This window comes from Micromonospora sp. NPDC048898, assembly GCF_043198035.1.
GTDB lineage: Bacteria > Actinomycetota > Actinomycetes > Mycobacteriales > Micromonosporaceae > Micromonospora.
Genome location: NZ_JBICUF010000004.1, coordinates 434,857 through 459,081 on the forward strand (window position 1 = coordinate 434,857; position 24,225 = coordinate 459,081).

General features: G+C 71.3%; 27 protein-coding genes. 12 read left to right on the forward strand and 15 right to left on the reverse strand.

Annotated elements, in window-relative coordinates:
- The first annotated feature begins 305 nt into the window (after positions 1-305).
- Positions 306-3,113, forward strand: a complete 2,808-nt coding sequence (locus ACGFIQ_RS15065) for a hypothetical protein (protein ID WP_393243817.1) — start codon at positions 306-308, stop codon at positions 3,111-3,113.
- Between the two features lie 108 nt (positions 3,114-3,221).
- On the opposite strand, the gene ACGFIQ_RS15070 is transcribed toward ACGFIQ_RS15065, so the two are convergent.
- The 3 genes from ACGFIQ_RS15070 to ACGFIQ_RS15080 form a co-directional block, all read right to left on the reverse strand.
- Positions 3,222-3,704, reverse strand: a complete 483-nt coding sequence (locus tag ACGFIQ_RS15070; protein WP_393243819.1) for a GNAT family N-acetyltransferase — start codon at positions 3,702-3,704, stop codon at positions 3,222-3,224.
- Between the two features lie 1,196 nt (positions 3,705-4,900).
- Positions 4,901-5,107: a DUF397 domain-containing protein gene (locus ACGFIQ_RS15075; RefSeq protein ID WP_393243821.1), complete on the reverse strand. Its 207-nt coding sequence runs from the start codon at positions 5,105-5,107 to the stop codon at positions 4,901-4,903.
- Entirely contained in the window at positions 5,095-5,841 is a 747-nt protein-coding gene (locus ACGFIQ_RS15080; protein WP_393243823.1) for a DUF5753 domain-containing protein, read from the reverse strand. Before ACGFIQ_RS15080 ends, ACGFIQ_RS15075 begins: the two co-directional genes overlap by 13 nt.
- 377 nt (positions 5,842-6,218) lie before the next feature.
- On the opposite strand from ACGFIQ_RS15080, the gene ACGFIQ_RS15085 reads away from it, so the two are divergent.
- The 3 genes from ACGFIQ_RS15085 (at position 6,219) to ACGFIQ_RS15095 (ending at position 8,696) form a co-directional block, all read left to right on the forward strand.
- The gene (locus ACGFIQ_RS15085; RefSeq protein ID WP_393243825.1) at positions 6,219-6,491 is read left to right on the forward strand and encodes a hypothetical protein; all 273 of its coding nucleotides are present in this window, start codon (positions 6,219-6,221) and stop codon (positions 6,489-6,491) included.
- A complete protein-coding gene (locus ACGFIQ_RS15090; protein WP_393243827.1) occupies positions 6,491-6,736 on the forward strand; it encodes a flavin reductase in 246 nt (81 codons plus the stop codon). The genes ACGFIQ_RS15085 and ACGFIQ_RS15090 overlap by 1 nt, the downstream gene beginning before the upstream one ends.
- 121 nt (positions 6,737-6,857) lie before the next feature.
- The gene (locus ACGFIQ_RS15095) at positions 6,858-8,696 is read left to right on the forward strand and encodes an NHL domain-containing thioredoxin family protein (RefSeq protein WP_393243829.1); all 1,839 of its coding nucleotides are present in this window, start codon (positions 6,858-6,860) and stop codon (positions 8,694-8,696) included.
- 35 nt (positions 8,697-8,731) lie between these two features.
- Here ACGFIQ_RS15095 and ACGFIQ_RS15100 read toward each other — a convergent pair whose 3' ends face one another.
- Genes ACGFIQ_RS15100 through ACGFIQ_RS15110 form a run of 3 tightly spaced genes read right to left on the reverse strand, consistent with a single transcriptional unit; the run spans position 8,732 to position 11,158 of the window.
- Positions 8,732-9,481, reverse strand: a complete 750-nt coding sequence (locus ACGFIQ_RS15100; RefSeq protein WP_393243831.1) for a LamB/YcsF family protein — start codon at positions 9,479-9,481, stop codon at positions 8,732-8,734.
- A complete protein-coding gene (locus ACGFIQ_RS15105; RefSeq protein WP_393243833.1) occupies positions 9,465-10,328 on the reverse strand; it encodes a biotin-dependent carboxyltransferase family protein in 864 nt (287 codons plus the stop codon). The genes ACGFIQ_RS15100 and ACGFIQ_RS15105 overlap by 17 nt, the downstream gene beginning before the upstream one ends.
- The gene (locus ACGFIQ_RS15110) at positions 10,325-11,158 is read right to left on the reverse strand and encodes an allophanate hydrolase subunit 1 (RefSeq protein WP_393243834.1); all 834 of its coding nucleotides are present in this window, start codon (positions 11,156-11,158) and stop codon (positions 10,325-10,327) included. Before ACGFIQ_RS15110 ends, ACGFIQ_RS15105 begins: the two co-directional genes overlap by 4 nt.
- Before the next feature lie 107 nt (positions 11,159-11,265).
- Between ACGFIQ_RS15110 and ACGFIQ_RS15115 the strand changes: the two genes are divergently transcribed.
- Positions 11,266-11,943, forward strand: a complete 678-nt coding sequence (locus ACGFIQ_RS15115; RefSeq protein WP_393243836.1) for a hemolysin III family protein — start codon at positions 11,266-11,268, stop codon at positions 11,941-11,943.
- Between the two features lie 80 nt (positions 11,944-12,023).
- Here ACGFIQ_RS15115 and ACGFIQ_RS15120 read toward each other — a convergent pair whose 3' ends face one another.
- Positions 12,024-12,311, reverse strand: a complete 288-nt coding sequence (locus tag ACGFIQ_RS15120; RefSeq protein WP_393243838.1) for a DUF6458 family protein — start codon at positions 12,309-12,311, stop codon at positions 12,024-12,026.
- Between the two features lie 112 nt (positions 12,312-12,423).
- On the opposite strand from ACGFIQ_RS15120, the gene ACGFIQ_RS15125 reads away from it, so the two are divergent.
- On the forward strand, positions 12,424-12,963 hold the full coding sequence (locus ACGFIQ_RS15125) for a SixA phosphatase family protein (RefSeq protein ID WP_393243840.1): 540 nt from the start codon (positions 12,424-12,426) through the stop codon (positions 12,961-12,963).
- Between the two features lie 43 nt (positions 12,964-13,006).
- On the opposite strand, the gene ACGFIQ_RS15130 is transcribed toward ACGFIQ_RS15125, so the two are convergent.
- From ACGFIQ_RS15130 to ACGFIQ_RS15145, 4 genes are all read right to left on the reverse strand, one after another.
- On the reverse strand, positions 13,007-13,276 hold the full coding sequence (locus ACGFIQ_RS15130; RefSeq protein WP_030487564.1) for a DUF6458 family protein: 270 nt from the start codon (positions 13,274-13,276) through the stop codon (positions 13,007-13,009).
- Positions 13,277-13,519: 243 nt separating this feature from the next.
- Entirely contained in the window at positions 13,520-15,376 is a 1,857-nt protein-coding gene (locus ACGFIQ_RS15135; RefSeq protein ID WP_393244039.1) for an acyl-CoA dehydrogenase, read from the reverse strand.
- A gap of 128 nt (positions 15,377-15,504) precedes the next feature.
- Positions 15,505-16,629, reverse strand: a complete 1,125-nt coding sequence (locus ACGFIQ_RS15140; RefSeq protein WP_393244041.1) for a PP2C family protein-serine/threonine phosphatase — start codon at positions 16,627-16,629, stop codon at positions 15,505-15,507.
- Positions 16,630-16,733: 104 nt separating this feature from the next.
- Positions 16,734-17,366, reverse strand: coding sequence for a septal ring lytic transglycosylase RlpA family protein (locus ACGFIQ_RS15145; protein ID WP_393243842.1), 633 nt, complete (start codon positions 17,364-17,366; stop codon positions 16,734-16,736).
- A gap of 187 nt (positions 17,367-17,553) precedes the next feature.
- On the opposite strand from ACGFIQ_RS15145, the gene ACGFIQ_RS15150 reads away from it, so the two are divergent.
- Positions 17,554-18,105, forward strand: coding sequence for a phosphoribosyltransferase family protein (locus ACGFIQ_RS15150; protein WP_393243844.1), 552 nt, complete (start codon positions 17,554-17,556; stop codon positions 18,103-18,105).
- A gap of 49 nt (positions 18,106-18,154) precedes the next feature.
- A complete protein-coding gene (locus ACGFIQ_RS15155; protein ID WP_393243846.1) occupies positions 18,155-18,586 on the forward strand; it encodes an ASCH domain-containing protein in 432 nt (143 codons plus the stop codon).
- A 12-nt stretch (positions 18,587-18,598) separates the two neighbouring features.
- Here the strand turns inward: ACGFIQ_RS15155 and ACGFIQ_RS15160 are convergent, their stop codons facing one another.
- Positions 18,599-19,480 (reverse strand): LLM class flavin-dependent oxidoreductase, encoded by an 882-nt coding sequence (locus tag ACGFIQ_RS15160; protein WP_393243848.1) that lies wholly within the window; start codon positions 19,478-19,480, stop codon positions 18,599-18,601.
- A gap of 194 nt (positions 19,481-19,674) precedes the next feature.
- Between ACGFIQ_RS15160 and ACGFIQ_RS15165 the strand changes: the two genes are divergently transcribed.
- The gene (locus tag ACGFIQ_RS15165; RefSeq protein WP_393243850.1) at positions 19,675-20,379 is read left to right on the forward strand and encodes a dihydrofolate reductase family protein; all 705 of its coding nucleotides are present in this window, start codon (positions 19,675-19,677) and stop codon (positions 20,377-20,379) included.
- A gap of 35 nt (positions 20,380-20,414) precedes the next feature.
- A complete protein-coding gene (locus ACGFIQ_RS15170; protein WP_393243852.1) occupies positions 20,415-21,059 on the forward strand; it encodes a dihydrofolate reductase family protein in 645 nt (214 codons plus the stop codon).
- A gap of 56 nt (positions 21,060-21,115) precedes the next feature.
- Here ACGFIQ_RS15170 and ACGFIQ_RS15175 read toward each other — a convergent pair whose 3' ends face one another.
- Positions 21,116-21,460, reverse strand: coding sequence for a VOC family protein (locus ACGFIQ_RS15175; RefSeq protein WP_393243854.1), 345 nt, complete (start codon positions 21,458-21,460; stop codon positions 21,116-21,118).
- A gap of 151 nt (positions 21,461-21,611) precedes the next feature.
- Here ACGFIQ_RS15175 and ACGFIQ_RS15180 point away from each other — a divergent pair, with 151 nt between their 5' ends.
- Together ACGFIQ_RS15180 and ACGFIQ_RS15185 are read left to right on the forward strand one after the other, a co-directional pair.
- The gene (locus ACGFIQ_RS15180) at positions 21,612-22,400 is read left to right on the forward strand and encodes a hypothetical protein (RefSeq protein ID WP_393243856.1); all 789 of its coding nucleotides are present in this window, start codon (positions 21,612-21,614) and stop codon (positions 22,398-22,400) included.
- Complete coding sequence (locus tag ACGFIQ_RS15185) at positions 22,397-22,744, forward strand: transcriptional regulator (protein WP_357066410.1); 348 nt, start codon at positions 22,397-22,399, stop codon at positions 22,742-22,744. The genes ACGFIQ_RS15180 and ACGFIQ_RS15185 overlap by 4 nt, the downstream gene beginning before the upstream one ends.
- A 59-nt stretch (positions 22,745-22,803) precedes the next feature.
- Here ACGFIQ_RS15185 and ACGFIQ_RS15190 read toward each other — a convergent pair whose 3' ends face one another.
- On the reverse strand, positions 22,804-23,613 hold the full coding sequence (locus ACGFIQ_RS15190) for a hypothetical protein (RefSeq protein ID WP_393243858.1): 810 nt from the start codon (positions 23,611-23,613) through the stop codon (positions 22,804-22,806).
- Positions 23,610-24,197 (reverse strand): RNA polymerase sigma factor, encoded by a 588-nt coding sequence (locus ACGFIQ_RS15195; RefSeq protein WP_393243860.1) that lies wholly within the window; start codon positions 24,195-24,197, stop codon positions 23,610-23,612. Before ACGFIQ_RS15195 ends, ACGFIQ_RS15190 begins: the two co-directional genes overlap by 4 nt.
- Positions 24,198-24,225: the final 28 nt, after the last annotated feature.

The following is a 24,225-nucleotide window of genomic DNA, read 5'->3' on the forward strand; positions in this document are numbered from 1 at the left end:
CCCACCCGGCCCGCCGGGTGGGCCATCGGCGTTCCGGCCACCCGCCACCGGGATTCCGCCCTGCCGCGACGCCCGGTACGGTGGGCTTCGGTCGCCGCCCGCCGACCCGGCAGAGGCCGAGCCAACCGAAGCAGCTCGACACCAACCGGATACGGGGAGTGACGACCGGTGCTCCTTGGACGTGCCGTGCCACCACCCGATACCGTGCGGGGAGCCGGCACAGCGGTATGCCGGTGACGCCGGCAGCCATGCCGAGGAGACCGATCGGCACCGGCGAGCCGACATGTGATGGAGGAGGCGCACCCATGACGTCCGAGGGCCCGCACCGCACCGGCCAAGAGCCGGACGAGGTGTCACCGGGCGCCGGCGGACCGGCGCCGTACGGCGACCGCCCGGCGCAGCCGGACAACGGCCACAACGCCACCGGCCCAGACCTGGGTTGGGCGCCCCCGCCACCGACGCGGTCCGACGCGTCGACGCCGGCATGGGCCACCCAGTCCGAGCAACCACCGGCCCCTGCCTGGGGTGCCGCCGCTGCTCCGCAACACAACGACCCGGCGCAGCCCGCCTGGGGCACCGCTGCCCCGCAGGCCAACGACTCGGCGCAGCCCACGTGGGGCACCGCCGCCCCGCAGCCCAACGACCCGGCGCAGCCGGCGTGGGCGGCCGGCGGTGGCGCGAGCGAGCCTCCGCAGCAGCAGCCCGGCACCTGGCCTGGCGGCGACAGCGCACCGGCTCCGGCGCAGCCAGCCTGGGCCGCGCAGCCACAGCAGGGCTGGACGCCGGCTGAGCAGAGCGCGCCCGCCCCCACCTGGACCCCGAACGCCGCCGAGCAGCCCGACTGGGCCCAGCCGCCCGCGCGGGGCGCCGCGCAGGTGCCTCCGGCCACCGCTGCCTGGCCCGCCCAGCAGGACCCGGCCAACGCCGGCGGCTGGGGTGGCGCGGCGCCGGCCAACCCGCCTGCCGCTGAGTGGCGCGGTGCCGAGTCGCCGCAGCCCGAGTCGCCGCAGGCCGCCAACTGGTCCGGCGGCGCCCAGCAGGACGAGGCGTCCGGCAGCGGCGGCTGGCCCGCCAGCGCGGCGGGACGCGACGACCAGCCCGGGTGGACGCCTGCCGAGCAGTCGCCGCCGGCCTGGGGCCAGCCCGCCGAGCCGGCCGAGCAGTCCGCCCCCGCGTGGGGGCAGGCGGCCCAACCGAACGCGGCCCGTGGCGCGGCCCAGGTGCCGGCCCCGGCGACGAACTGGCCCGGGTCGGACGACCCGGCCCGCTCCGGTGGCTGGGCCGCCCAGCAGCAGGCGCAGCCCGCCGGGCGGGGTGACGGCGACGCACGGCAGGACCAGCCCGCGCAGCCGGCCGCCTGGGGCGAGGCCGAGAGCCGTCCGCAGCAGCCCGACTGGGTGCTGTCGCCACAGGATCAGCCCGCGCCGGCGCAGCAGAGCGGCCTTCCCTCCCGTGTCAGCGCGCCCGGCAGGGATGGTGCGGCCGAGGTCGAGCCGTGGGCACCCGGCGAGGTGTGGGGTCGCGCCGAAGCGGAAGCCTCCGCCCAGGCCCGTGGCGGCTGGGAGGCGGACCGCGGCGACGAGGCACCGGCCTACCAACCCGGTCCCGCGCCGGGCATCTCACCGGCGAACGCGGTGCCGCTGCCTCCGCAGGAGCAGCGCGTGCCCGGCGCCAGCCTGGCGGCTGCACCGCCGGCCGACTACGTGCCCCAGGCCCAGTTCGCACCGATCCCCGAGCAGCCCGCGTACCCCGAGCGGGAGACACCGGACGTCGCCGCACAGTACGAGGCGGACCCGGCCGGTTGGGGCCGCGCCGAGGACGCTCACCCGAGTAGCGCGGTGGTGCCCGCACCGCGTACCTCTCCGGAGGCCGGAGCGGGCCGCGCGGTGGTGCCGGTGTCGGACGCCGAGTCGGCAGCCGGCGCGGCGGCCAAGGCCACGGCAAGCGCTTCGGTGCCGCTGGCCAGCCGGGTGATGCCCCCGACCGACCAGGCCATCCGTCCGACCGGCACGGCCACACCCCAACCCCGGGTGTACGGCCGGCCGGCGCGACCCGAGCCCGACAACGAGCCGGAGCCGGAGGCGTTCCAGGCCGACCCGGCTACCGATCGCCAGGGCCCACCGGACTGGCAGAACGACCCGCCCCGCCAGGCCGCACCGGACTGGCAGAACGAGTCGCCGCGGCAGAGCGCACCCGACTGGCAGAGCGACTCCCAACGCCAGGCCGCCCCGGATTGGCAGAACGACCCGCCGCGGCAGGGCGCACCGGACTGGCAGAACGAGCCGCCGCGGCAGCTCGGCCCCGGCTGGGGCGGCGAGCCCTCCGCCGAGCCGCGCTTCGACGACCGGCAGCCCGCACCGAACGCGTTCGGTGCGGCCTCGTCGCCGCCTCCGGCGTTCCCTCCGGGTGTGCCGTCCTTCGTCGACACGCCGGGTAACAACCGGCCGGTGAACGGCACCCGGCCGCACGGGGGTGCCGAGCGGCCGGCCGACCAGTTCGGCGGCCCACCCGCCGCCGGCAGCGCCGCGGTCGGCGGCACGTCGACCTACGGCGCGCCGAACTTTGGCGGGCCGGGTTCCGACGGGCCAGGGTTCGGTGGGCCGGGGTTCGGTGGGCCGGGGTTCGGTGGGCCGGCGACCGAGTCGGTGCCGGGCGGCAGTTTCCCGCCGGCCTTCCCGCCCCCGCAGCAGCCCGTACCGTCCTGGGGCCAGGAGCCTGGCCAGTCGGATCAGGGCCGGTTCGACTCGTTCAAGCCGGACGCCGCCGACAGCCCCAAGGCGGAGCTACCGACGCCGAAGGTACGCAACGGCCGGGTGCTGGCCGCGGTACTGATCGCCGCGGTACTCATCCTGGCGGTGCCGCTCGGCCTGCTGCTGCTCCTCGGCAAGGTCGGCAAGGACGACCCGGCGCCGTTCGACCCGGCGGTCGGCAGCTGCGTGAAGCAGTCCGGTCAGGGTGGTGCCTCGGCGGCAACCTGCGGCGAGGCGGGCTCCTTCTCCATCGTCTCCAGGGTGGACGCCAAGGAGAAGTGCACCGACACGACACAGCCACACGTGGTGCTGCCAGGCAGCGGCGCCAACCGGGTGCTCTGCCTCAAGCCGGCCGGGCAGTAACTCGACCGACGGCGGGGTCACGGGCAACCGTGGCCCCGCCGTCGTCGTATCCGCCGCGACGGCGACTAGCGAACGCGCAGCTCCGGGCACGAGTAGCGCGTCACCGGATCAGAGTTCCCGGTAGTAGACGGCGACCGGCAGGGGCGTGCAACCCAGCGTTTCGTACAGGGCTCGGGCGGGCGCATGGAAACCGTCCCCGCCCGTGCCGATAGTCACGACCTCGGCACCGAGTTCCCGCATCGCGGCGAACGCGTGCTCAGACAGCACGGTGCCCGCGCCGAGCCGGCGGTGCTGCGCGGACACGGCGAGGATCGTGACGCTGGCATTTCTGCGCTCAGGCTCTACCGCCCAGGCCACGTAGCCGGCGATGACGCCGTCGATCTCGGCGACCGCGACGTACCGGTGCTCGGCGGGGTCGTGGAGCCCGGCGACCTGCTTGACGTAGTCGTCGCGCCAGTCGCCGTGCTGGTTGGTGAAAACGACGTCGCCCACGAGGGGGCGGAAGGAGTCTTCATAGAACGGCCCGAACGTCTCGATGGTCAGTTCGGTGAGCCGGGCCAGGTCATGCTGAAGAAACGAACGGATACGCATCTGAGTGTGCCTCTCAAGCTGAGGTTCTGAAAGCCAACAAACCGGGCATCAGATGGCCAGCAAGCAGCCGGAACGGCGGCGAGCCGACCTTCAGCGGCGGGTGCGCCAAGCGGCGAAGCAACTCATGAACGGAATCCTACGGGGCGGTGCGGTGGCGTCAGGCACGCGCGGCGTGCCCACTTCCGAAACGAGGGTCAGCGCCCTGGACGCTGGGCGCCGGGACGGCGTAGGGCGCTGGCGGCCCGTCTCCACGTCGGACGTGCTGGAAAGGGGCCGGGAAACCGGAATGGCGCCCACCGAAGTCGGTGAGCGCCATCCAAAGTTAGGAGCCAGAACTCTGGTGGCCCGAGGGCGCCCAAAGCGTTCGTGGTGATTCTACTACGTTTAGCGCCGGGGTGGGCCAGCGAAATAGCAACTTCAGCGCTGGTCAGGACGGCCGGGTGTAAACGCTTTGAGCCCGGAACGGCATCCTCTTTGGCTAGCGCTGGAGTTGTTATTGGTCCGGAAGCCACCGGCGCCGCCGGGATGCCTCAACTACGGCTTCCCGGCGGTCCCTCAGGGTTGATCGACGACAGCGGTCGGCATGTCATGGCATGGCGGCGGCGAGATGCCTGGGCTGGGCGATACACAGACCTCGCTGCTGTTGCCACTTGACGGGCAGGCGGTCAGAGTGATGGACACCAGCGCTATCGCAAAGGTCGAGCGAAGAGCTTTGATTACCATCTGATCACCGTAGCTCTAGGGGCCGTAGACGCTCTGCAGGCCGTTGTAATCACCGAGCCCGAGAGAACTGTCACGGGCACTGCCTCGCCGATCATGGAACTGTGCCGGACGACAAAGCGCCCGTGCAACACCAAACCAGGCACTCCACGCCATGATCGCCGAGCCTGCCCCGCGATCTTGCACTTTCTGCCCAGACATCAGGGGGCATTCCCGCCGAAATCAACGACAGAAAGTGCAAGATCGGCGCGATTCTCCTGCCCGACGCGTTTTGATCTACAAACCCCGGCTTCTCTGGTCGCCGTTAAACCGGCGCTCTCCACCGCTGAGGCCGCCCAGGCGACCGGCCGCTTGCTCCGGTCCGCATACACCTACCTACAGGAGCTACACGGGGCCGCTTTGAACCCGTGAGGCGACTCCTACTGAGACGCAAAGATGCCCCCGACGCGAATGCCGGGGGCATCTTTGCGATGCTGTCAGGCGATGGGGCCGTGGGCCTTCGCGAAGCTGACGAAGCCCTGCCACGCAGCGGGGCCGAAGGTCAACGTTCCGCCGTCGCGGTCTTTGGTGTCGCGAACGAGCACGACGCCGGGGAGGTTATCGGCGACCTCCACGCACGCCCCACCGTTCGAGCTGCTGCGGGTGCTCGTGCGCCACTGCGGGGCGCTGGTCAGGTCATCCATGCTCGCGCTCTCATCAGGTCGATGGTCTGGTCTCGCGGGAGCGAAACTGACCTCACGGTATCCCACACTGCCCATAGCGGAGCAACGTCATTAGTGATGTGCCCTGCGGCCTGGTCGTCGAGATATCCGACGTCTTCCCCGTCTTTGTCCGTCGCGATGATGAACGGGCCCGCCTGTCCGGGGTGGAAACCCGCCCGCAGCGGCAGCACATGAATCATGACCGTCGGCCGCGCCGCGAGCGCGATCATGTGGTCGAGTTGACCGGCCATCACGTCGGGATCGCCGCGCCGTAGCGCTGCCTCGTCGATGACGAACACGGTCAGCGGCGGCTGTGGGCGGTCGAAGACTGCGGCCTGCCGTTGAAGCCGAGTCTCGACGGAGCCCGCAACGTCGCCGGCCGCTGTCGGGCTGCTGCCGAGCACCGCGCGGGCGTAGTCGGCGGTCTGAAGCAGCCCGGGAAGCACTGACGACTCGTACCAGCGCAAGGCGGTGGCTTCGCGCTCATGGTCGGCCCACTGGCGGAACCAGTCCGGCTCACGGCGTATGACGTCCGGCCACAACTCGCCGACCTCGCGCCGAAGCAGTTCCGCGACCCGGGTTCGGTACCGATGCTGCGGAATCCGTCCCGGGTTTGCCCACCGCGCGACGGTCTTTGGATCGGCCCCGGTCTGCGCCGCGAGGCTGTCGGTCGTGTGGCCGGTAGCAGCCATTGCCGCCAGTACCGCTCGATTCATACCGCCCCCATAGTGGTTTGGCAGTTACGTCCTATGTCCATAGTCCTACGGGGTGTGTTTGGTAGGCAACCCTCCGCAAGGGTGGGCATACACGACGTGGCCGGCTGAAGCGCAGAGCCGCCGGTCACGTTGTACGGGGCCGCCCTCTGGTGGGCACTTCACGAGGGCGGCCCCTTCCCACAGCTACGAGCAGGGAGAGCGCGCGTGCCGGACAAGCCACCCGAACCGAAGCCCAATCCGCAGCCTGAGCGGTTGACACCACCACCTACCCCCTGGCCGCCCGGGACCATCGTCCCGGTCGGGCCGTTCCCGGTCCCGCCGGTGGAGCGGCGCAACCGCGTCCCGGCCAGTCGGTGGGTGTCGAGATGATGGGGGAGATGAGGGCCGGCGACCTGGTCCGCCTGACCACCGCGGCGAGCGCGCAGTTTCTTCGCCCGATCAATGTGCGGGTGATTCGCGAGTTCCCCGAGCGGTACACCTACGAAGGGTGGGTCTGGATCGAGGCCTACGAGCTGAATGCCGCCGGTGACGCGGTGGCTCGGCGGGAGCTGTTCGTGATGCGCGGTGGGGTGCAGGTTCTGGCGCAGGCCGCACGCACCGCCAGCGAGCCCCGTCGTCCGATTCGACGCGCCCCGCTGAGGGTCGGCTGATGGTGAGACTTGAGGACCACCTCCCGATCAGGCCCTCCTGGCGCTGCCCTGCCTGCGGCATCCTCTGGCCCTGCTCGGCCGCGAAGCTGCGCCTCCTCGGTGAGTACCGCAACGATCGACCGGGGCTGTTGGCGCACCTGACGAAGGTCCAGGAGGAGGCGGTTGCCGACCTGGCCAAACTCAACCCGGGCACCGTGCTTCCCGACCTGACGCCCCGCTTCGTCGGGTGGGCCGAGGCCCGTTAGCCCCGCCCTCCGCCTGCGGTTCGCACGCGACGGCTCCCCGCAACCCGTCCAGAAAGCGTCTCGGCGGCCTGTCGTCCGGGTCACGGCGGCGGGGCCCGTGACGCGTGGCAGGCTGAGAGGCATGGGAACGACAGCGCGCGTACGTGCGCCCGAACTGCGGGGCCGCCAGTGGCTCAACACGGGTGGACGGAATCTGACCTTGCAGGACCTTCGCGGCAAGATCGTAATCGCGGACTTTTGGACGTTCTGCTGTATCAACTGTCTGCACGTGCTCGACGAGCTGCGCCCGTTGGAGGAGAAGTACGGCGACGTGCTCGTCGTGATCGGTGTGCACTCGCCGAAGTTCGAGCACGAGAAGGACGCTGACGCGCTCGTCGCCGCCGTCGAAAGGTACGGGGTGCACCACCCCGTACTCGACGATCCCGAGATGGACATGTGGCAGCAGTACGCGGCCCGCGCCTGGCCGACCCTGTCGGTGATCGACCCGGAGGGTTACGTGGTGGCCACCATGGCGGGCGAGGGTCATGCCGAGGGGCTGGCCCGCCTGATCGACGAGCTGATCGCCACCCACGAGGCCAAGGGCACCCTGCACCGGGGTGACGGCCCGTACGTTCCGCCGCCGGCCCCGGAGACGGCGCTGCGCTTCCCCGGTAAGGCGGTGCTGCTGCCGACCGGAAACCTGCTGGTCTCGGACTCGGCCCGGCACTCCCTGGTCGAGGTGGCCCCGGACGGCGAGACGCCGGTTCGGCGGATCGGCTCGGGCGAGCGGGGCCGGGCCGACGGGTCGGGTGCCGAGGCGACGTTCTCCGAGCCGCAGGGGGTGTGCCTGCTGCCCACGCACGTCGCCGAGGTGGCCGGGTACGACCTGGTGGTGGCCGACACGGTCAACCACCTGCTGCGCGGCGTACGGCTGGAGTCCGGCGAGGTGGTCACCGTGGCCGGCAGCGGCCGGCAGTGGCGCGCCGAGGTCGACGACCACGCCCACGACGCGCTCGCCGTGGATCTCTCCTCCCCGTGGGATCTGGCCTGGTACGACGACAAGCTGATCATCGCGATGGCCGGTATCCACCAGCTCTGGTGGTTCGACCCGATCAAGCGGACCGCCGGCATGTACGCCGGCACCACAGTCGAGGCGCTGCGGGACGGCCCGTTGGCCGAGGCGTGGATGGCGCAGCCGTCGGGGTTGTCCGTCTCCACCGACGGCGCCCGGCTCTGGATCGCCGACAGCGAGACCAGCTCCCTCCGGTACGTCGAGAACGGTGTGCTGGGCACCGCCGTCGGGCAGGGCCTGTTCGACTTCGGGCACGTGGACGGTCCGGCGGAGTCGGCACTCCTGCAACACCCGTTGGGTGTGTGCGCGCTGCCGGACGGTTCGGTGCTGGTCGCGGACACGTACAACGGTGCGGTTCGCCGCTTCGACCCGGCCACCAACCAGGTCTCCACGGTCGCCGACGGGTTGGCGGAGCCGAGCGACCTGGTGCTCACCCCGGCCGGTGAGGTGCTGGTCGTGGAGTCCGCCGCGCACCGGCTGACCCGGCTCGCCCCGGGTGCCCTGTCGGCGGCGGGTGCCAGCACTGTCGACGGGCCCCGGCACCGCACCGAGCGCAAGCCGACAGATGTCGCGGCCGGTGAGGTCACCCTGGACATCGTCTTCACCCCGGCGCCGGGGCAGAAGCTGGACGAGACGTTCGGGCCGTCGACCCGACTGGTGGTGTCCGCGTCTCCGCCGGAACTACTGGTCGACGGTGCCGGCACGGGCACCGAGCTGTCCCGTCGGCTGGTGCTCAACGCCGAGGTCACCGCCGGGGTGTTGCAGGTGACCGCCCAGGCGGCGACCTGCGACGCGGACATCGAACACGCGGCCTGCCACCTGACCCGGCAGGACTGGGGCGTACCGGTGCGGGTCGTCGACGGCGCCGTGACCCGACTGCCGCTGGTGCTGCGCGGCCTGGACGCCTGAGGTGATCGGAGGGGCCCGGGTGGGCCCCTCCGATCTCACGCGAACGGGGCCAGGGTGATGTCGGCGTCGATCAGGGTGGCGCGGACCAGCTCGGCGGCGGAGACCGCACCGGGGGTGTCGCCGTGTACGCAGATCGAGTCGACCGAGCAGGGGATGACTGTGCCGTCGACAGCCACCACGCTGCGTTCGGTGGCCATCCGCGCCGCCCGTTCGGCCACCTGCTCCGGGTCGGTGATCACCGCGCCGGGGGTGCCGCGTGGCACCAGTGCCCCGTTGGGCAGGTAGGCGCGGTCGGCGAAGGCCTCCGCGACGACCGGCAGACCCGCGCCGACGGCGAGTTGGGCGAGCGTCGAGCCGGGTAGGCAGAGGATGGGCAGCTCGGGGTCGTAGCCACTGACCGCGGCGACCACCGCCGCCGCCTGGGATTCGTCGGTGCTGGCCGCGTGGTAGAGCGCGCCGTGCGGTTTGAGGTAGCGCACCCGGGTGCCGAACAACCGGCAGAACGCGTCAAGCGCCCCCACCTGGTAGGTCACCTCGTCGCGTAGCTCGGCGAAGTCGTACGCGATGTGCCGCCGGCCGAAGCCGGCCAGGTCCCGGTAACCGACCTGCGCGCCCACGGCGACCCCGCGCCGCGCGGCGCCCTCGCAGACCCGCCGCATGGTGGACGGATCACCGCCGTGGAAACCGCAGGCGACGTTGGCGGAGGTGACGAGGCTCAGCAGCGCCTCGTCGTCGCCGAGTCGCCAGATGCCGAATCCCTCGCCCAGGTCAGCGTTGAGGTCCATGGAATCTGACGGTAGTCCCTGGCCGGGCCTGCGCGAGCGGGGTCACGTCGGTGACCACCCCGATGACGGGGTATCCGCCAGTGGTCGGATGATCGGCGAGGAAGATCAGGGGTTGTCCGTCCGCCGGCACCTGCACCGCGCCGAGCACGATGCCCTCGCTGGGCAGTTCGCCGGCCACCGCGCGGGGCAGCGGCGCGCCGGCGAGCCGCGCGCCGACCCGGTTGCTCACCGGGCTGATGGTGTACGCGGTGCCGAACAGCCTGTCGAACGCGGTAGGCGTGAACCAGTCCTCGCGAGGGCCGAGGCGCAGCACCAGGTGCAGCTCCGGCGGGGGCGAGGGGCAGACGGTCAGGTCCACCGGAGCGGGTGCCCCGCACGGCTCACCGAGTAGCAGCAGGTCGCCGTCGCGCAGCGCAGGCGGGCCGAGCCCGGACAGGGTGTCGGTGGCCCGACTGCCGAGCACCGGCGACACGTCGACACCGCCCGCCACCGCCAACCAACTCCGTACGCCCCGTCGGGCGAAACCGATCCGCAACACCGTCCCCGCCGGCACGCTGAGTGGACGCCCAACGTCACCGGGCCGGTCGCCCACCTGGACCGTCACCTCGGCACCGGTGACCGCCACCGTGGTGGCCCTGGTCAGCCGCAGTGTGCAGCCGGACAGGGTGATCTCCAGGCCGGCGGCGTGCTCCGGATTGCCGACCAGCCGGTTGGCCAAGCGCAGAGCCGCCGGGTCGAGGGCACCGGACCGGGGTACGCCCAGATGCGCCCAGCCGGGCCGCCCCAGATCCTGCACAGTCGTCAACGCGCCGGCGCGGAGCACCTCGACAGCGGCCGAGCGGGTCACGCTGCCACCATCCGGACCAGGGTGCCCGGGCCGAGCCGGGCCGGCGGATCGGCGGACACGTCGAACAGGACCAACTCGGTCCGGCCGACCAGCAACCAGCCGCCGGGAGACGCGCTCGGGTAGATGCCTGCGTACGGCCCGGCCAGAGCGACCGACCCGGCCGGCACCCGGGCGCGAGGAGTGGCCAGCCGGGGCAGCGCCAACTCGGCGGGCAGCCCGGTCAGGTAGGGAAACCCGGGGGCGAAACCGCAGAACGCGACCCGGAACCGGGTGCCTGTCAACCGACGCAGCACCGCTGGCACGGGTAGGCCCCAGTGCTCGGCCACCGCCGGCAGGTCCGGCCCATCGAACTCGACCGGAACGACGACCTCCGCCCCGCCGCCGCGCTCCTCGGCGCCGCGCTCGCCGTCGCCGCGCTCGCCGTCGCCGCGCTCGCCGTCGCCGCGTTCGCCGTCGCCGCGTTCGCCGTCGCCGCGCTCGGCGGCGGCGCGCTCGGCGGCGGCGCGCTCGGCGGCGGCGCGCTCGGCGGCGGCGCGCTCGGCGGCGGCGCGCTCGGCGGCGGCGCGCTCGGCGGCGGCGTTGGCACGGGTGGCGTGGCGGACGTTGGCAGCCCATTGGGTGAGCTGCTCGATCGTGACGGCCGGGTCGGGCAGGCCGTCGAGCAGGACGGTGCTGGCCGCTGGCACGATCTCGACGGCGAGTAGTTCGCCCTGCTCGCGACGCCGCCACAACTCGGCCCGCCAGGCTTCGACAAGCGTGGCTTCGGGAACGTCGGCGGGGGCGGTGCAGTCGAGGAGCAGGGCGTGCGCCCCGACGGGTCGGATCCGCATCCGTTCATCCTCGCCGATGTCGTGCCGATACGGAGTTCACGATGACGGTGCCAGGTGTCACCAACGCCACTACTTCTAAGTAACCTACGGTGCCGTAACCTGACTGCGTGAGTACCTCCGCCCCGCTTCGCCTGAAGCCGGTCGACATCGGTAAGCCCCGAATGCGCGGCTGGCTCCACACGTACGCCTTCTTCGTCGCCCTGGTCTGCGGTGTCGTGCTCTGCTCGATCGCCGCCACCCGTCCGGGGTGGGCGCCCCTGGTCGGCTGCCTGATCTACAGCCTCACGGTGTGCGGGCTCTTCGGCACGAGCGCGCTCTACCACCGTCGTGTGTGGTCAGAGCGCGGCTACCAGGTGATGCGCCGGATGGACCACTCGATGATCTTCGTGTTCATCGCCGGGACGTACACACCGCTCTGCCTGCTGCTGCTCACGCCCCGGCGGGCCACCGTGATGCTGGCCCTGGTCTGGGGTGGCGCACTGGCCGGCGTGGCCCTCAAGGTGGTCTGGCCGCACGTGCCGCGCTGGGTGTCCGCGCCGCTCTACCTGGCGCTGGGCTGGGTGGCGGTGGCCATGCTGCCGGAGATCCTGCACGGCGGCGGTGTCGCGGCACTCGTGCTGCTGATCGCCGGTGGCGCCATCTACAGCGCGGGAGCGGTCTTCTACGCGTTGCGCCGGCCCAATCCGTGGCCGACCGTCTTCGGTCACCACGAGTTCTTCCACGCCTGCACTCTGCTGGCGGCGCTCTGCCACCACATCGCGATCTACTTCGCGCTGCTCACCTGATCTTGGCGGGGTCGCCGCCGGGCCAACACGCGAGCCGGGGCCCCGCGACGCTGCGGGGCCCCGGAGTGTGTGGGCGAGGGTCAGACCGGACGGCCCGGTCGACGCACCTCGCGGTACTCCTGCACGACCTGGTCGTTCTGGACCGGCACGACCCGGTCCGCCACCACGCGCTGCTCGCGGACCGGCGCGGCGACCACGGTGCGGCGGCGGCTGTTCCAGAAGTAGAGGGTCGTGATCAGGCCGGCCACACCGGCCAGCATCAGCACCCAGCCGACCACGGACAGGTTCAGCCAGCCCAGGTCGGCTTCCACGGCGAACGCGAGGATCGCGCCGAACGCGATCAAGAAGATGCTGCCACCAATGCCCATGTCTCGCTCCTCGGCTCTAACCTGGCGTACGACGCGCCGCGGCCGTCGGTAGGGGTGCGGCATCCATTGACTTACCCCGGCGCGGAGATCGCCAATCGGGCAAGCTGAGGGCATGACGGACACCGACCCCGAGACCCGGACACTGGTGTTGCTGCGGCACGCGAAGGCCGAGCAGGGCAACGACGCGGCAGACGACGCCCAGCGCCCGCTCAGCGCACGCGGGGACGCGGATTCGGCAGCGGCTGGCTTCTGGCTGGCGCACCACGGGTTGCTGCCCGACGTGGTGATCTGCTCGACGGCCAGACGCACCCGGCAGACCTGGCACGGGGTGGCGATGGGGATGACCGGTACGCCGCCGGAGGGCGGCCCGACCGGTCCTCGCCCGACCGTCCGTTATGAGCCCGGCGCGTACGACGCGCATCCCGAGGAGTTGTTGGCGCTGGTCCGCACGGTCGACCCGGCGGCCCGCACGGCGCTGCTGATTGCCCACAATCCGGGCATCTCGCTGCTCTCGGCTCTCCTCGATCCGGAGGGTGCGCCAGATGACGGTCTGCGGACCGCCGAAGTGGCGGTGCACCGTGGCCGGTTCGCCTGGGCGGAGTTGGCTCGGGCGGGAGCGCCGATCACGGCACGGCACACCGCACGCGACTGAGCCACCCTCGATCACGACGGGTGGCTCAGGAGCACGTGCCGGCTCAGGACGGCGGCGCGGTCGGTGGCGGTGGGTCCGGCGGCGGCGGCATCATCGCCGTCGGATGGGAGAGCCGGTTCTCCTCCACGATGAGGGTCCGGGCCCGCTTGCGGCGGTCCTGCCAGAACCAGACAGTGGTCAGCAGTACGGCCAGCCCGGCCAGGATGAACACCCAGCCGACCGCCCGCACGTCGATCCACCAGACGTTGGCCCTCAGTGCGAAGGTCAGGATCGCGCCGATCGCGATGAGAAAAATGCCGCTTCCTACACCCATGTGCGCTGCACTCCCCCGTGCGGTGGCTCTGGGCGTTCCCTTTCGAGGTCACGCGACGGTTACCCGCCACGCCGCCGGCATACCCGGCCAGCCTTGCCGAATACCTGCCCGCCCTCGCCGCGTGCGGGGCTGACCCACCCCCACTCACGGACGCGGCGACGGCCGGCGGGGCGGGTGCCCCACCGGCCGTCGATGTCGGTGCCGCGTGCCGCGATGCGACCCGGGATCGTCAGGCGTGCCGAGTTAGAAGGCCTCCTCCGGGAGGTCCATGATGTCGAGGTCGGCACCCTCGATGATCCGCCGGTCGGCCCCGATGCGGGGCAGCACCTCGCGGGCGAAGAAGCGGGCGGCGGCCACCTTGCCGGTGTAGAACGCCTTGTCGCTGGCGGTGACCTCACCGGCCAGCGCCTTCAACGCCACGTCGGCCTGCTTCTGGAGCAGCCAGCCGACGATCAGGTCACCGGTGGCCAGCAGGAACCGACGGCTGCTCAGCCCGACCTTGTAGAGCGCCCGGGTGTCACCGCCCTGCGCCTCGCCCAGCCAGCCGGTCAGCACGCCGAGGATGTTCTGGATCTCGGCCAGCGCCTTGCCGAGCGCCTGCCGCTCCTCCTTGAGCTGACCGTTGCCGACCTCGGAGGAGATGAACTCCTGGATCTCACCGGCGACCGCCATCAGCGCCTTGCCGTTGTCCCGGACGATCTTGCGGAAGATCAGGTCCAGGCTCTGGATGGCGGTGGTGCCCTCGTACAGGGTGTCGATCTTCGCGTCGCGAACGTACTGCTCCAGCGGGTAGTCCTGCAGGAACCCGGAGCCGCCGAAGGTCTGCAGGGCCTCGTGGCCGAGCATCTCGTACGCCCGCTCCGAACCGACGCCCTTGACCAGAGGCAACAGCAGGTCGTTGACCCGCTTGGCCAGCTTGGTGGCCTTCTCGTCGCCGGCGGCCTCGGCGATCGCGACCTTGTCCTGCCAGGTGGCGGTGTAGAGAACAAGGGCACGAAGACCCTCGGCGTACGACTTCTGCAGCAGCAGCGAACGGCGCACGTCCGGGTGGTGGGTGATGGTGACCCGTGGGGCGGTCTTGTCCGCCTGCTGGATCAGGTCGGCGCCCTGCACCCGGCTCTTCGCGTACTCCAGGGCGTTGAGGTAGCCGGTGGAGAGGGTGGCGATGGCCTTGGTGCCGACCAGCATCCGGGCGTACTCGATGATCATGAACATCTGCCGGATGCCGTCGTGCTTGTCGCCGAGCAGCCAACCCTTGGCCGGTACGCCGTGCTCGCCGAAGGTCAGCTCGCAGGTGTTGGAGACCTTCAGGCCCATCTTGTGCTCGACGTTCGTGGTGTAGACGCCGTTGCGCTCGCCCAGCTCGCCGGTGGTCTCGTCGAAGTGGAACTTCGGCACCACGAAGAGCGACAGGCCCTTGGTGCCCGGGCCGCCGACGCCCTCCACGCCCACCGGGCGGGCCAGCACGTAGTGCACGATGTTGTCGCTCAGATCGTGCTCACCCGAGGTGATGAAGCGCTTCACGCCCTCGATGTGCCACGAGCCGTCCGGCTGCTGGGTCGCACGGGCGCGGCCGGCACCGACATCCGAGCCGGCATCCGGCTCGGTGAGCACCATGGTGGAGCCCCACTGCTTGTCGATGAAGAGCTTGGCCCACGTCTTCTGCCGCTCGGTGCCCTCGACGTGCAGCACGTGCGCGAAGGACGGGCCAGAGGCGTACATCCAGACGGGGGCGTTCGAACCGAGCACCAACTCGGCAAGGGCCCACCAGAGGGCACGCGGCGCGTTGGTGCCGCCCAACGCCGGCGGGAGGTCGAGCCGCCAGAACTCGGAGTCCATGAATGCCTGGTAGGACTTCTTGAACGACGCCGGCAGCGGCGCGGTGTGCGTGGCCGGGTCGAACACCGGCGGGTTGCGGTCACTGTCGGTGTAGCTGGCGGCCAGATCCTCGCGCGCGAGGCGGTCCAGCTCGGCGAGGAAGCTGCGGGCGGTGTCGGCGTCGAGGTCCGAGTATGGCTCCTGGCCGAACGACCGGTCGGCACCGAAGACCTCGAACAGGTTGAACTCGAGGTCCCGCAGGTTGCTCTTGTAGTGGGTCATGCTCACTGGCCCCGCTTCCGGACAGGTGTTACCGATCAGTAACCCTGACTGTATTACTCGCGGGTAGGCAGCGACAAGCGGATCACCCAAGTGACGGCGATTACACACAAGCCCGTAACAGAGCCCGGTCAGCCCTCGGCGGCACCGACCTCCCAGCTCGGGACGGCCGCCGCCGCGCCGGTACGGGCACCGACGTACTCCATCAGGACCAGGGCGATGTCGTCGTCGAGCCGGCCGTGGACCCACTCGATCAGGGCGGTCTCCAGCGAGGCGAGTCCGTCGGCGACCGTGCCGTGGCCGAGCAGTCGCCAGGCGCGGTCGGCGGTGGGGAAGAACTCGCCGTCGCGCCGCGCCTCGCCGAGGCCGTCGGTGAACAGCAGCAGCCGGTCGCCCGGCTCCAGGCGCTCGACCCGGGGGCGGACCACCGGCATGAAGCCGAGCGGCGGCGCCGGTGCCGGCGGCTCCAGCGGGATCACCGCGCCCCGGCGCAGCAGCAGCGGCGACGGGTGGCCGCAGTTGACGATGGTGAGCGTGCCGCCGCGCTCCTCGACCAGCGCCGCGGTCACGAAGTCCTCGTCGCCGACGTTGCGGGCCACCGCGCGGTCCAGGTCGGCGACGACGGCACGCAGGTCGGCCCGCTCGTACGCCACGTGTCGGTAGGAGCCGAGAACGATGCTGGCCAGCCGCACGGCGTCCAGGCCCTTGCCGCGTACGTCACCGATGATCATGCGTACGCCGTAGGGCGTGTCGATCGCCTCGTACAGGTCGCCACCGATCTCGGCCGTGGCGGTGGAGGAGATGTAGCGGCCCGCGACCGAGAGCGTCCCGACCTGTGGCCCGAGCGGACGCAGCACCGCCTGCTGGGCCACCGAGGCGAGCTTGGTCAGCTCGACGATCTGCTCCGTCTGCCGTTGCCGGATCGACGCCATCGCCACCGCCAGTCCGGTGGCGACCGCGACCGTGACAACGTTTACCGGGGTGATCAGTGACGCCTCCGGCTCGGCCAGGGCGAAGCCGGCCCCGGTCAGGGTCGCCACGACCCCCACCCCCAGCACCACCGGCCAGGACGCCAGGGCTGCGGCCAGCAACGGTACGGCCGACAACAGCGCGACGTAGTGCGCAAAACGGCCGTCCGCCGCCTCCGCCGCCGACACGATCGCGAGCAGGACAAGGGCCGCGCCGAGGCCGGCGCGGGATCCGGGGCTCAGCGGGCGACGGCCCGGCTGGAGGAGTCGCGTGGGTACGACTGACAGTTTGCCTGATCGAAGTGAACCAGTGAATGAACCTGACCCGTCGTCCTGGAAGGTTCTGTCCGGCCGGCCCGGTCGAGCGTCCGAATCGGCGCGACCCGACCCGGTCAGCCGAGCACCTCGTAGCGGACGGTGAGCGCGCCCACGTCGACCGAGGCGATGCTGGCGAACGCGGCCCGGGAGAGGTCGAGGCAGCGGCCGTCGATGAACGGGCCGCGGTCGTTGATCCGCACCACGACCGACTTGCCGTTGGCCGGGTTGGTCACCCGGACCTTGGTGTTGAACGGCAGCGTCTTGTGCGCGGCGGTCAGCGCGCCCGGGTTGAACGACTCACCGTTGGCGGTGAGCTGCCCGTCGGAGTAGAACGAGGCGCCACACGAGCCGCTCTCCAGCACCTTCGGAGCGGCCGTGGTCTTCTTCGCGGTCGGCTTCGGCTTCGGCGGCGCGGTACGGGTCCTGCCCCGGGAGGCCGCCTGCTGCGACCGGATGGCCGACGGACTGGCGGACACGCTCGGCGAGGCGCTGGCGGACGGGGAGACGGACGGCGAGCTGGGGGTGAGGCTGCTCGCGGCGGTGGTCGGGGTGAGGTCGAGGGTCGCCTGCCCCGACTGGGCGGAGCCGGAGGTCAGCTGAACGGCACCGAACGTGCCCCCGACCGCGAGCGCGACGCCGACCGCCGCGGTGGCCACGATGCCCGCCGGAGAGGAGAAGATGCGGGTACGGGAGTGCTTGGCTGCCACCGGCCCGGTCCTTTCGTCGTCTGAACAAACCGGGTCGGACCGTAACGAGAGAAGCACTTCCGACGTCAACGTGATCATTGTGGTATGCCCGTATTTGCACTGGTACGTGTAGCCGATCATCCGACCCGGGGTGGGCCGGCCGGCCCGGGTGCCGACACGCCGACCACGGGTGCCGCAGGATGAGCGGATGCCCGCTGAGCTGACCGAACGCCTGGCCACCCTGTTTCGGTGGATCGATCCTGGACCGGACACCAGTCACCTGGTCAGCGACATCTCCGGCTGGTGGCGGGACCCGGTGGTGCTGGCCGAGCTGGGACCGGCCCTGGTCGCGCCGTACCGGGCCGCCCGGCCGACGGTGGTGCTCGCCCCGGCGGTCACCGGGCTGCTGCTCGGGCCGTTGGCCGCGACCGCCCTCGGGGTCGGCTTCGTGGCCGCCCACAAACCCGGCGACGGGCGGTTGCCGGCCGGCCCGCTCACCTGGGCGCAGAGTCCACCGGACTATCGGGGGCGGCGGGTCGACCTGGCCGTACGCGACCGGCATCTCGGCCCCGGCGACCGGGTCCTGGTGGTGGACGACTGGGTGCGTACCGGCGCTCAGCTCCACGCGCTGTACGACATCTGCGCGGCGCGCGGCGCCAAGGTGCTGGGCACCGCCGTGGTGGCCGTCGACTGCCCACCCGAGGTCGCGGCCGACCTGCGGATCACCGGCCTGATCCACGCGGCGGATCTGCCAGCGTGACGGCGTATTGCGGCGGCGGTATGGGTCGCGCTGGCCTAGCCTCGGCAGGATGTGGCCTCGGATCGGTGAACTGCGCACCCTCGCCCTCGGCACCCCGGGTGAGCTGCGGGCGACCCTCAACACCCTCGTACTCGCCGGAGTGAAGACCGCGACGGCCGGGCGGCTCGCCTACTACGCGGAGGAGGGCGAGGAGTTGGAGCAGGTCGGGGAACGGCTGGCGCTGGTCGACGACGACGACGCGCTGGCCGGTGTCGTGGAGATCACCGGCGTCGAGGTGGTCCGCTTCGCGGACGTGCCGTGGGACTTCGCCCGCGCCGAGGGCGAGGGGGACCGCTCGATCGAGGAGTGGCGGGCCGGGCACTCGGCCTACTGGGCGCGGCTCGGCACCCCGGTCGACGACGACACCCCGATCGTCTGCCTCCGCCTACGGCTGGTCTCCGGCGGCGAGGGCGGCGTGGCCAGCGGCGACCTGGGCACCTGACGCCGTGCCACCTCAGCCGCGCAGCTCCGGGAGCAGGCGGGTCGCCACGTCCACCAGGACGGCCTCGTCGCCGGCGTACCAGCTGCTGGCCCGCGGCCAGTGCGTCACCACGTCGGTGAAGCCCAGGTCGGCGGCCCGGCCGACCTGGTCGGCGAAGAACTGCGCGCTGCTGAGCGAGAAGACAGGTGCGGCGTCCAGGGAGAGATAGCGGTCCAGAGTGGCCGGATCACGGCCGGCCTCGTCCAACGTCCGGTCCATCCGCGCGGACAGCGCCGTCACGCTGTCCCACCAGCCGGCCAGGTCGTTGTCGTCACCGGTGCCGGTGGTCACCCAGCCCTGACCGAAGCGGGCCACCAGCCGCATCGACCGTGGCCCGTTGGCGGCCACCACGAACGGCACCCGGGGTTGCTGCACGCAGCCGGGGTTGTTGCGGGCGTCCACCGCGGCGAACCAGTCACCACGCCAGGTGGTGCCGTCCTCGCGCAGGATCAGATCCAGCAGCTCGACGAACTCGGCGAACCGGTCCACCCGCTGGCGCGGCGGCAGCGTCTCGCCGCCCAGCACCGCCGAGTCGAAACCGATGCCGCCCGCGCCCAGGCCGAGCAGCAGCCGACCGGCGGAGACGTCGTCCACCGTGGTGATCTGCCGGGTGAACGCGGCCGGGTGCCGGAAGTTCGGCGACGCGACGAGGGTGCCCAGCCGGACGCGGGAGGTCACCGAGGCGGCGGCGGTCAGCGTGCCCATCGAGTCGAACCACGGGCCGTCGACGAGGTCCCGCCAGCCCAGGTGGTCGTACGTCCAGGCATGGTCGAAGCCCCACTCGTCGACCTGCCGCCAGCGCTGCTGCGACTCCGCCCAACGCTGGTCCGGCAAGATCACGATGCCAATCCGCATGATCGCCAGCTTAGTCGTGTCGGAGTGGCCCTCGGCACCTCGCCAGAACGGGCAGCCCCGGGGCTGGATCCAGACTCCGACACATATGGTGACGCGCGTCACATGCTGGTCCGGTAGGGGACTGGCATTCGGCTCCGACCCCTCGGCGAGCGGCACCCACGGTGAGGTGTCCGCCGAGGAGAGGACCAGGCGCGATGACGAAGGTGACCGCACAGCTGTCGGTGTCGGTGGACGGCTTCTACGCCGGCCCACGGTTCGAGGGCGACGGCAACTGGATGGACTCGGCGGAGAGCGCCGGGTTCTTCCGGGTCACCCGCTGGGTGACCGAGGCGTCGGCGTGGCGCGAGCGGCAGGGCTTCGCCGGTGGCGAGCAGGACACCAACTCCGACGTGGTCGCCGAGTCGTTCGGGGCCGCTGGCGCGTACGTGATGGGACGCCGGATGGCCGACGGCGGTGAGGTGCCGTGGGGCGACGAGCCGCCGTTTCGCGCGCCGGTCTTCGTCGTCACCCATCGCCCCCGCCAGCCGTTGCTGCGGGGAGGAGGCACCAGCTTCACCTTCGTCACCGATGGCGTGACCAGCGCCGTCGAGCAGGCGCGCGCCGCGGCCGGCGGCAAGGACGTCGCTGTCGCCGGGGGAGGCAGCCTGGTGCGGCAGGTGCTCAGGGCCGGCCTGCTCGACGAGTTGGAGCTGCACGTCGTACCCGTCGTGCTCGGCACCGGTCTCCGGCTGTTCGACGCGGACCTCGACCTCGGCGAGAAGGAGGCGATCGAGCTGACGCCGACCCGGGTCATCCACACACCGCAGGTCACCCACATCCGGTACGCGGTGAGCGGTCGCGCCCCGCTCGTGCTCGACGACCGGGGCAGCGGCGGTGGCCCGACGGTGACCACGAACTGAACCACCCTGATCCGGCAACCTGAGAAGAGACAGCCATGCCACAACTACTGCGGGTGCAGTGCTTCAACGTGTCGCGGGACGGGTTCGGCACCGGCGTGGGGCAGAGCCTGGAACGGCCCTTCGGCCACGCGGACCCCACCCCGCTGTTCTCCTGGCGGGCCGCCACCGCCAGTTTCGTGTATCGCACCGAGCCGGGCGGCACTCGCGGCCTGGACGACTACCTGACCCGCGACGCCGAGTGCAACATCGGCGCGGAGATCATGGGTCGCAACAAGTTCGGCCCCCAGCGTGGCCCCTGGGAGAACCACGACTGGCAGGGTTGGTGGGGGGACAACCCGCCGTTCCACACGCCGGTCTTCGTGCTCACCCACCACCTGCGCCCGTCGTTCAGCCTGTCCGACACCACGTTCCACTTCCGCGACGTCGGCCCGGCCGAGGCACTGGCGGAGGCGAAGCAGGCGGCCGACGGTCGGGACGTACGCCTCGGTGGTGGGGTCGCCACCATCCGCGAGTTCATCGAGGCCGACCTGGTCGACACGATGCACATCGCCGTCGCGCCCGTCGACCTTGAGCGGGGCGAGCGGTTGTGGGACAGCCCGGACGAACTGCTCGACCGTTTCCACAGTGAGGCGGTGCCCAGCCCCAGCGGGGTCACCCACCTGCTGTTCTGGCGACGCTGACGGCAGCCGGCCGCTCACCCCATGGCTGGTCGGCCGGTTCCCCGGGGACGCCGACCCTAGGCCAGGCGGGACAGCACCAGCATGCGGTTGCCGTCGGGGTCGGTGACCCGGGCGGACCGTTCGCCCCACGGTTGGTCGACCGGCTCCTCGGTGACAGTCGCACCGGCCGAGCGCAGAGCGTGCACGGCGGCGTCGCAGTCGTCGGCGTAGACGCACAGCTCCCAGCGGTGCTCGGCGGTCGGCTCGCCGGCTTCCGGGTTGGCGGCCAGCCCGAGTTCGCTGTTGCCCAACCGGAGTGCGACGAACTCCGGCTCACCCTCCTGCGGGAACTGGTAGGTCAGCTCGAAGCCGACCACGTTCCGGTAGAACCCGATCAGTCTTGGCAGGTCAGGTGTCGTCACGATCGGAAAGGCTTCGGTGAACACGGACCACCTCCACGCCGGACCCTAGCCGTGCCACGGCTCCGGCGGAACTACCACTGTCGATACCGGCGAGCCGCGTCGTTCGTGGATCCTCTTGCGCAGAATGATTTGCAATGCAAACCTATTGGCAGTGCAGGAGATCCCGAGCAGCCTGGAGGCCACCATGTCGGAACAACGGAGCACCGCGCCGGACGACAGAGACACGCCCGGAGAACTCCTCGCGTCGGTGGCCGCGCTTCGGCGGCGTACCCGGGTCGCCCGGCACGCCTACTGGTTGCCACTCCTGCTGTTCGGTCTCCTGGTGGTGGCGGCAGCACCCCTGTACGTGGAGTCGGCCGACCCCCTCGTCATGCGCGGTCCGCAGGACAATCCCGCGCTGACCGGCCTCGGCGGGGACTTCCTCGAACGCTCAGCGGCCCTCGGGTGGTACTGGCTGGTGGCGCTCATCGGCGGCTACCTGCTGACCCTCGGCTGGTACCGGTGGCGTGGCGCGCGGGTGGGCGTGCAGACACCGACCCGGACGTACGTCATCGCCGGCCTCGCTGGCACGCTGGTCGGCCTCGTCCTGCCGATCGTGCTGCGGCTCCTCCTGCTCAACTCGGCGACGGCGGTGTCCAGCGCGACAAGCTGGCTGACCACACCACTGTTGGGCGTCTCCGACCGCGGCATGTTTCCGCACCTGGTCATCGCGGTGGGTCTACTGGTCCTGGCCCGACTGGAACGCAGCCGCAGCCTGACGGCTGTCGCCGTGGGCTACGCCGCCGCGGTCGTCCTCGTGAACGTCTACTTCCAGACCGCGAACTTCGAGCCGGGCGACCTGAGCCGACACAGCCTCCTGCTGGCGGCCCTACTGCCGGCGCCGATCCTGCTCGTCGGTGGCATCATCGCTCTTTTCACCACCGGTAAGAGGTCGACATGAGCACCGGCACCGGCCCCGGCGGGCACCCGACGAACGGTCTCAGCGACACCGTCCACCAGCGCAACCGGCTCGGCATCCTCACCATCGCCGCCGAGGCCGAGCGGGTGGAGGTCGCCTACCTGCGCGACGCACTCGAACTCACCGCCGGCAACCTCTCCCGACACCTCGCCGTGCTGGAGGAGGCCGAGCTGATCCAGATCGACCGGGGCTACCACGGCCGCCGACCCAAGACCTGGATCAGGATCACCGAGCAGGGGCAGGCCGCGCTGGCTGCCGAGATCAACGCGCTGCGGGAACTGCTCCGCCGTCACCAGGAGTTGGGCGGCGCTCCGCCGGCGCGATGAGATCGACCTGCTGATCCCGGTGAACGCCCGACAGGGACGCGGGCGTTCACCCGGCTTGTCTATCGCCCCCAGGGCTCGGCGGGTCGGCAGTCAGCTCCCGGCTCGCCGTAGACGACGGTGCCGGAGGAGTCCACGTAGCAGTGATCGAACTCGTGCGACGAACGAAACAGCAGGCGGCGGTCGATCTCGGCTCCGGTGGTGTCATAGCTGACCAACTCGGCGTCCCTGGTGACGTTGGCACCCTCGGTGAGCAGGCCGAACACCCCGTTTACCAACCGCGCCGTGGTGGTGCGACCGTCGCCGTGTTCCAGCACCAGCCGGTGCACCCGAGCGCTGACCCGGCCGGTCACCGCGACGTCGCCCCCGTCGACTTCGCTCGACATGAGCAGGAGCCGCTGGATCGAGCCAGGCAACCAGTCCCGTTGCGGCCAGACACGTTCACCGCTGGTGCCCCCGGTGGCCTCCTCGTGTGGCGGTCTTGTGACGTTACAGGTGAAGTACCCAGTTTTCGTCATGAACAGCGCCACGGCACGGTGGTCCTGCTCGGCGGCCACCGCCAAATCGTCGATCGACACCGGAAGCCGTTCGTGCTGTGCGTTCCACTTCAGGCACTGCTCCATCGACTGGTGCAGCGTCGGTGACAGTTCACCCGAACCCATCGCCAGGTGCCGCACCTGCTCGTCGTTCGGCACCATCGCCACGCCGGCCACCACCGCCGCGGCCGTCGCCACGGTGGCGATCCCGAGTCGTACGGCCGTGCGGCGCCGGGGCCGAGGCCGGCGGATCGACGTCATCAGATCCGCTCGCATTCGCGCCGCCTCGCCGGGCGGCAGATCACGCTCGGCAGGCGTGTCGAGAATGTCCCTCATCGCTCATCCTCCTGCTTGTTGCCGTCGGTAACCATCCGTGCCAGCCGAGCCCGTGCGCGACTCACGCGCGAACGGAGCGCGCCTTCGCTGATGCCGAGGACCGTCGCCGCCTCGCCGTACGGCACGCCCGACCACAGACACAGGGCCACCGCCTCCCGCTCCGCGCGAGGTAATCGGCGGACCACCGCCAAAATCCTGGTCATCTGCCGTTCGTCGTCGAGCCGCGCGACTATGTCGCCGGCCGGGTCCGCGTCCGCCTCCCGCTCCGGTGGCAATCTCCGCAGGGCTGTCAACCACCGGCGGGCCGACCGCCACTCGGTACGGGTCGTATTGGTGGCGACCACCAGCAGCCACGGCAACGCCGACCCGTCCACCAGGACCGTCGCTTCGCCGCGTCTACGCCACGCGACCAGGAAGGTCGACTGCGTCACGTCCTCGGCGAGCGTCCACGACCCGGTGAGCCGAAACACGTGGTTGTAGACCGCCCGGGCATACCTGTCGAAGAGCCGGCCGAACGCGACCTCGTCACCGGCTGCGATGGTCGACCACAGATCTTGGTCAGACGGTTGAATCTGGCTCGTCACACCTGACTATTGCCGGTCGGGACGAATC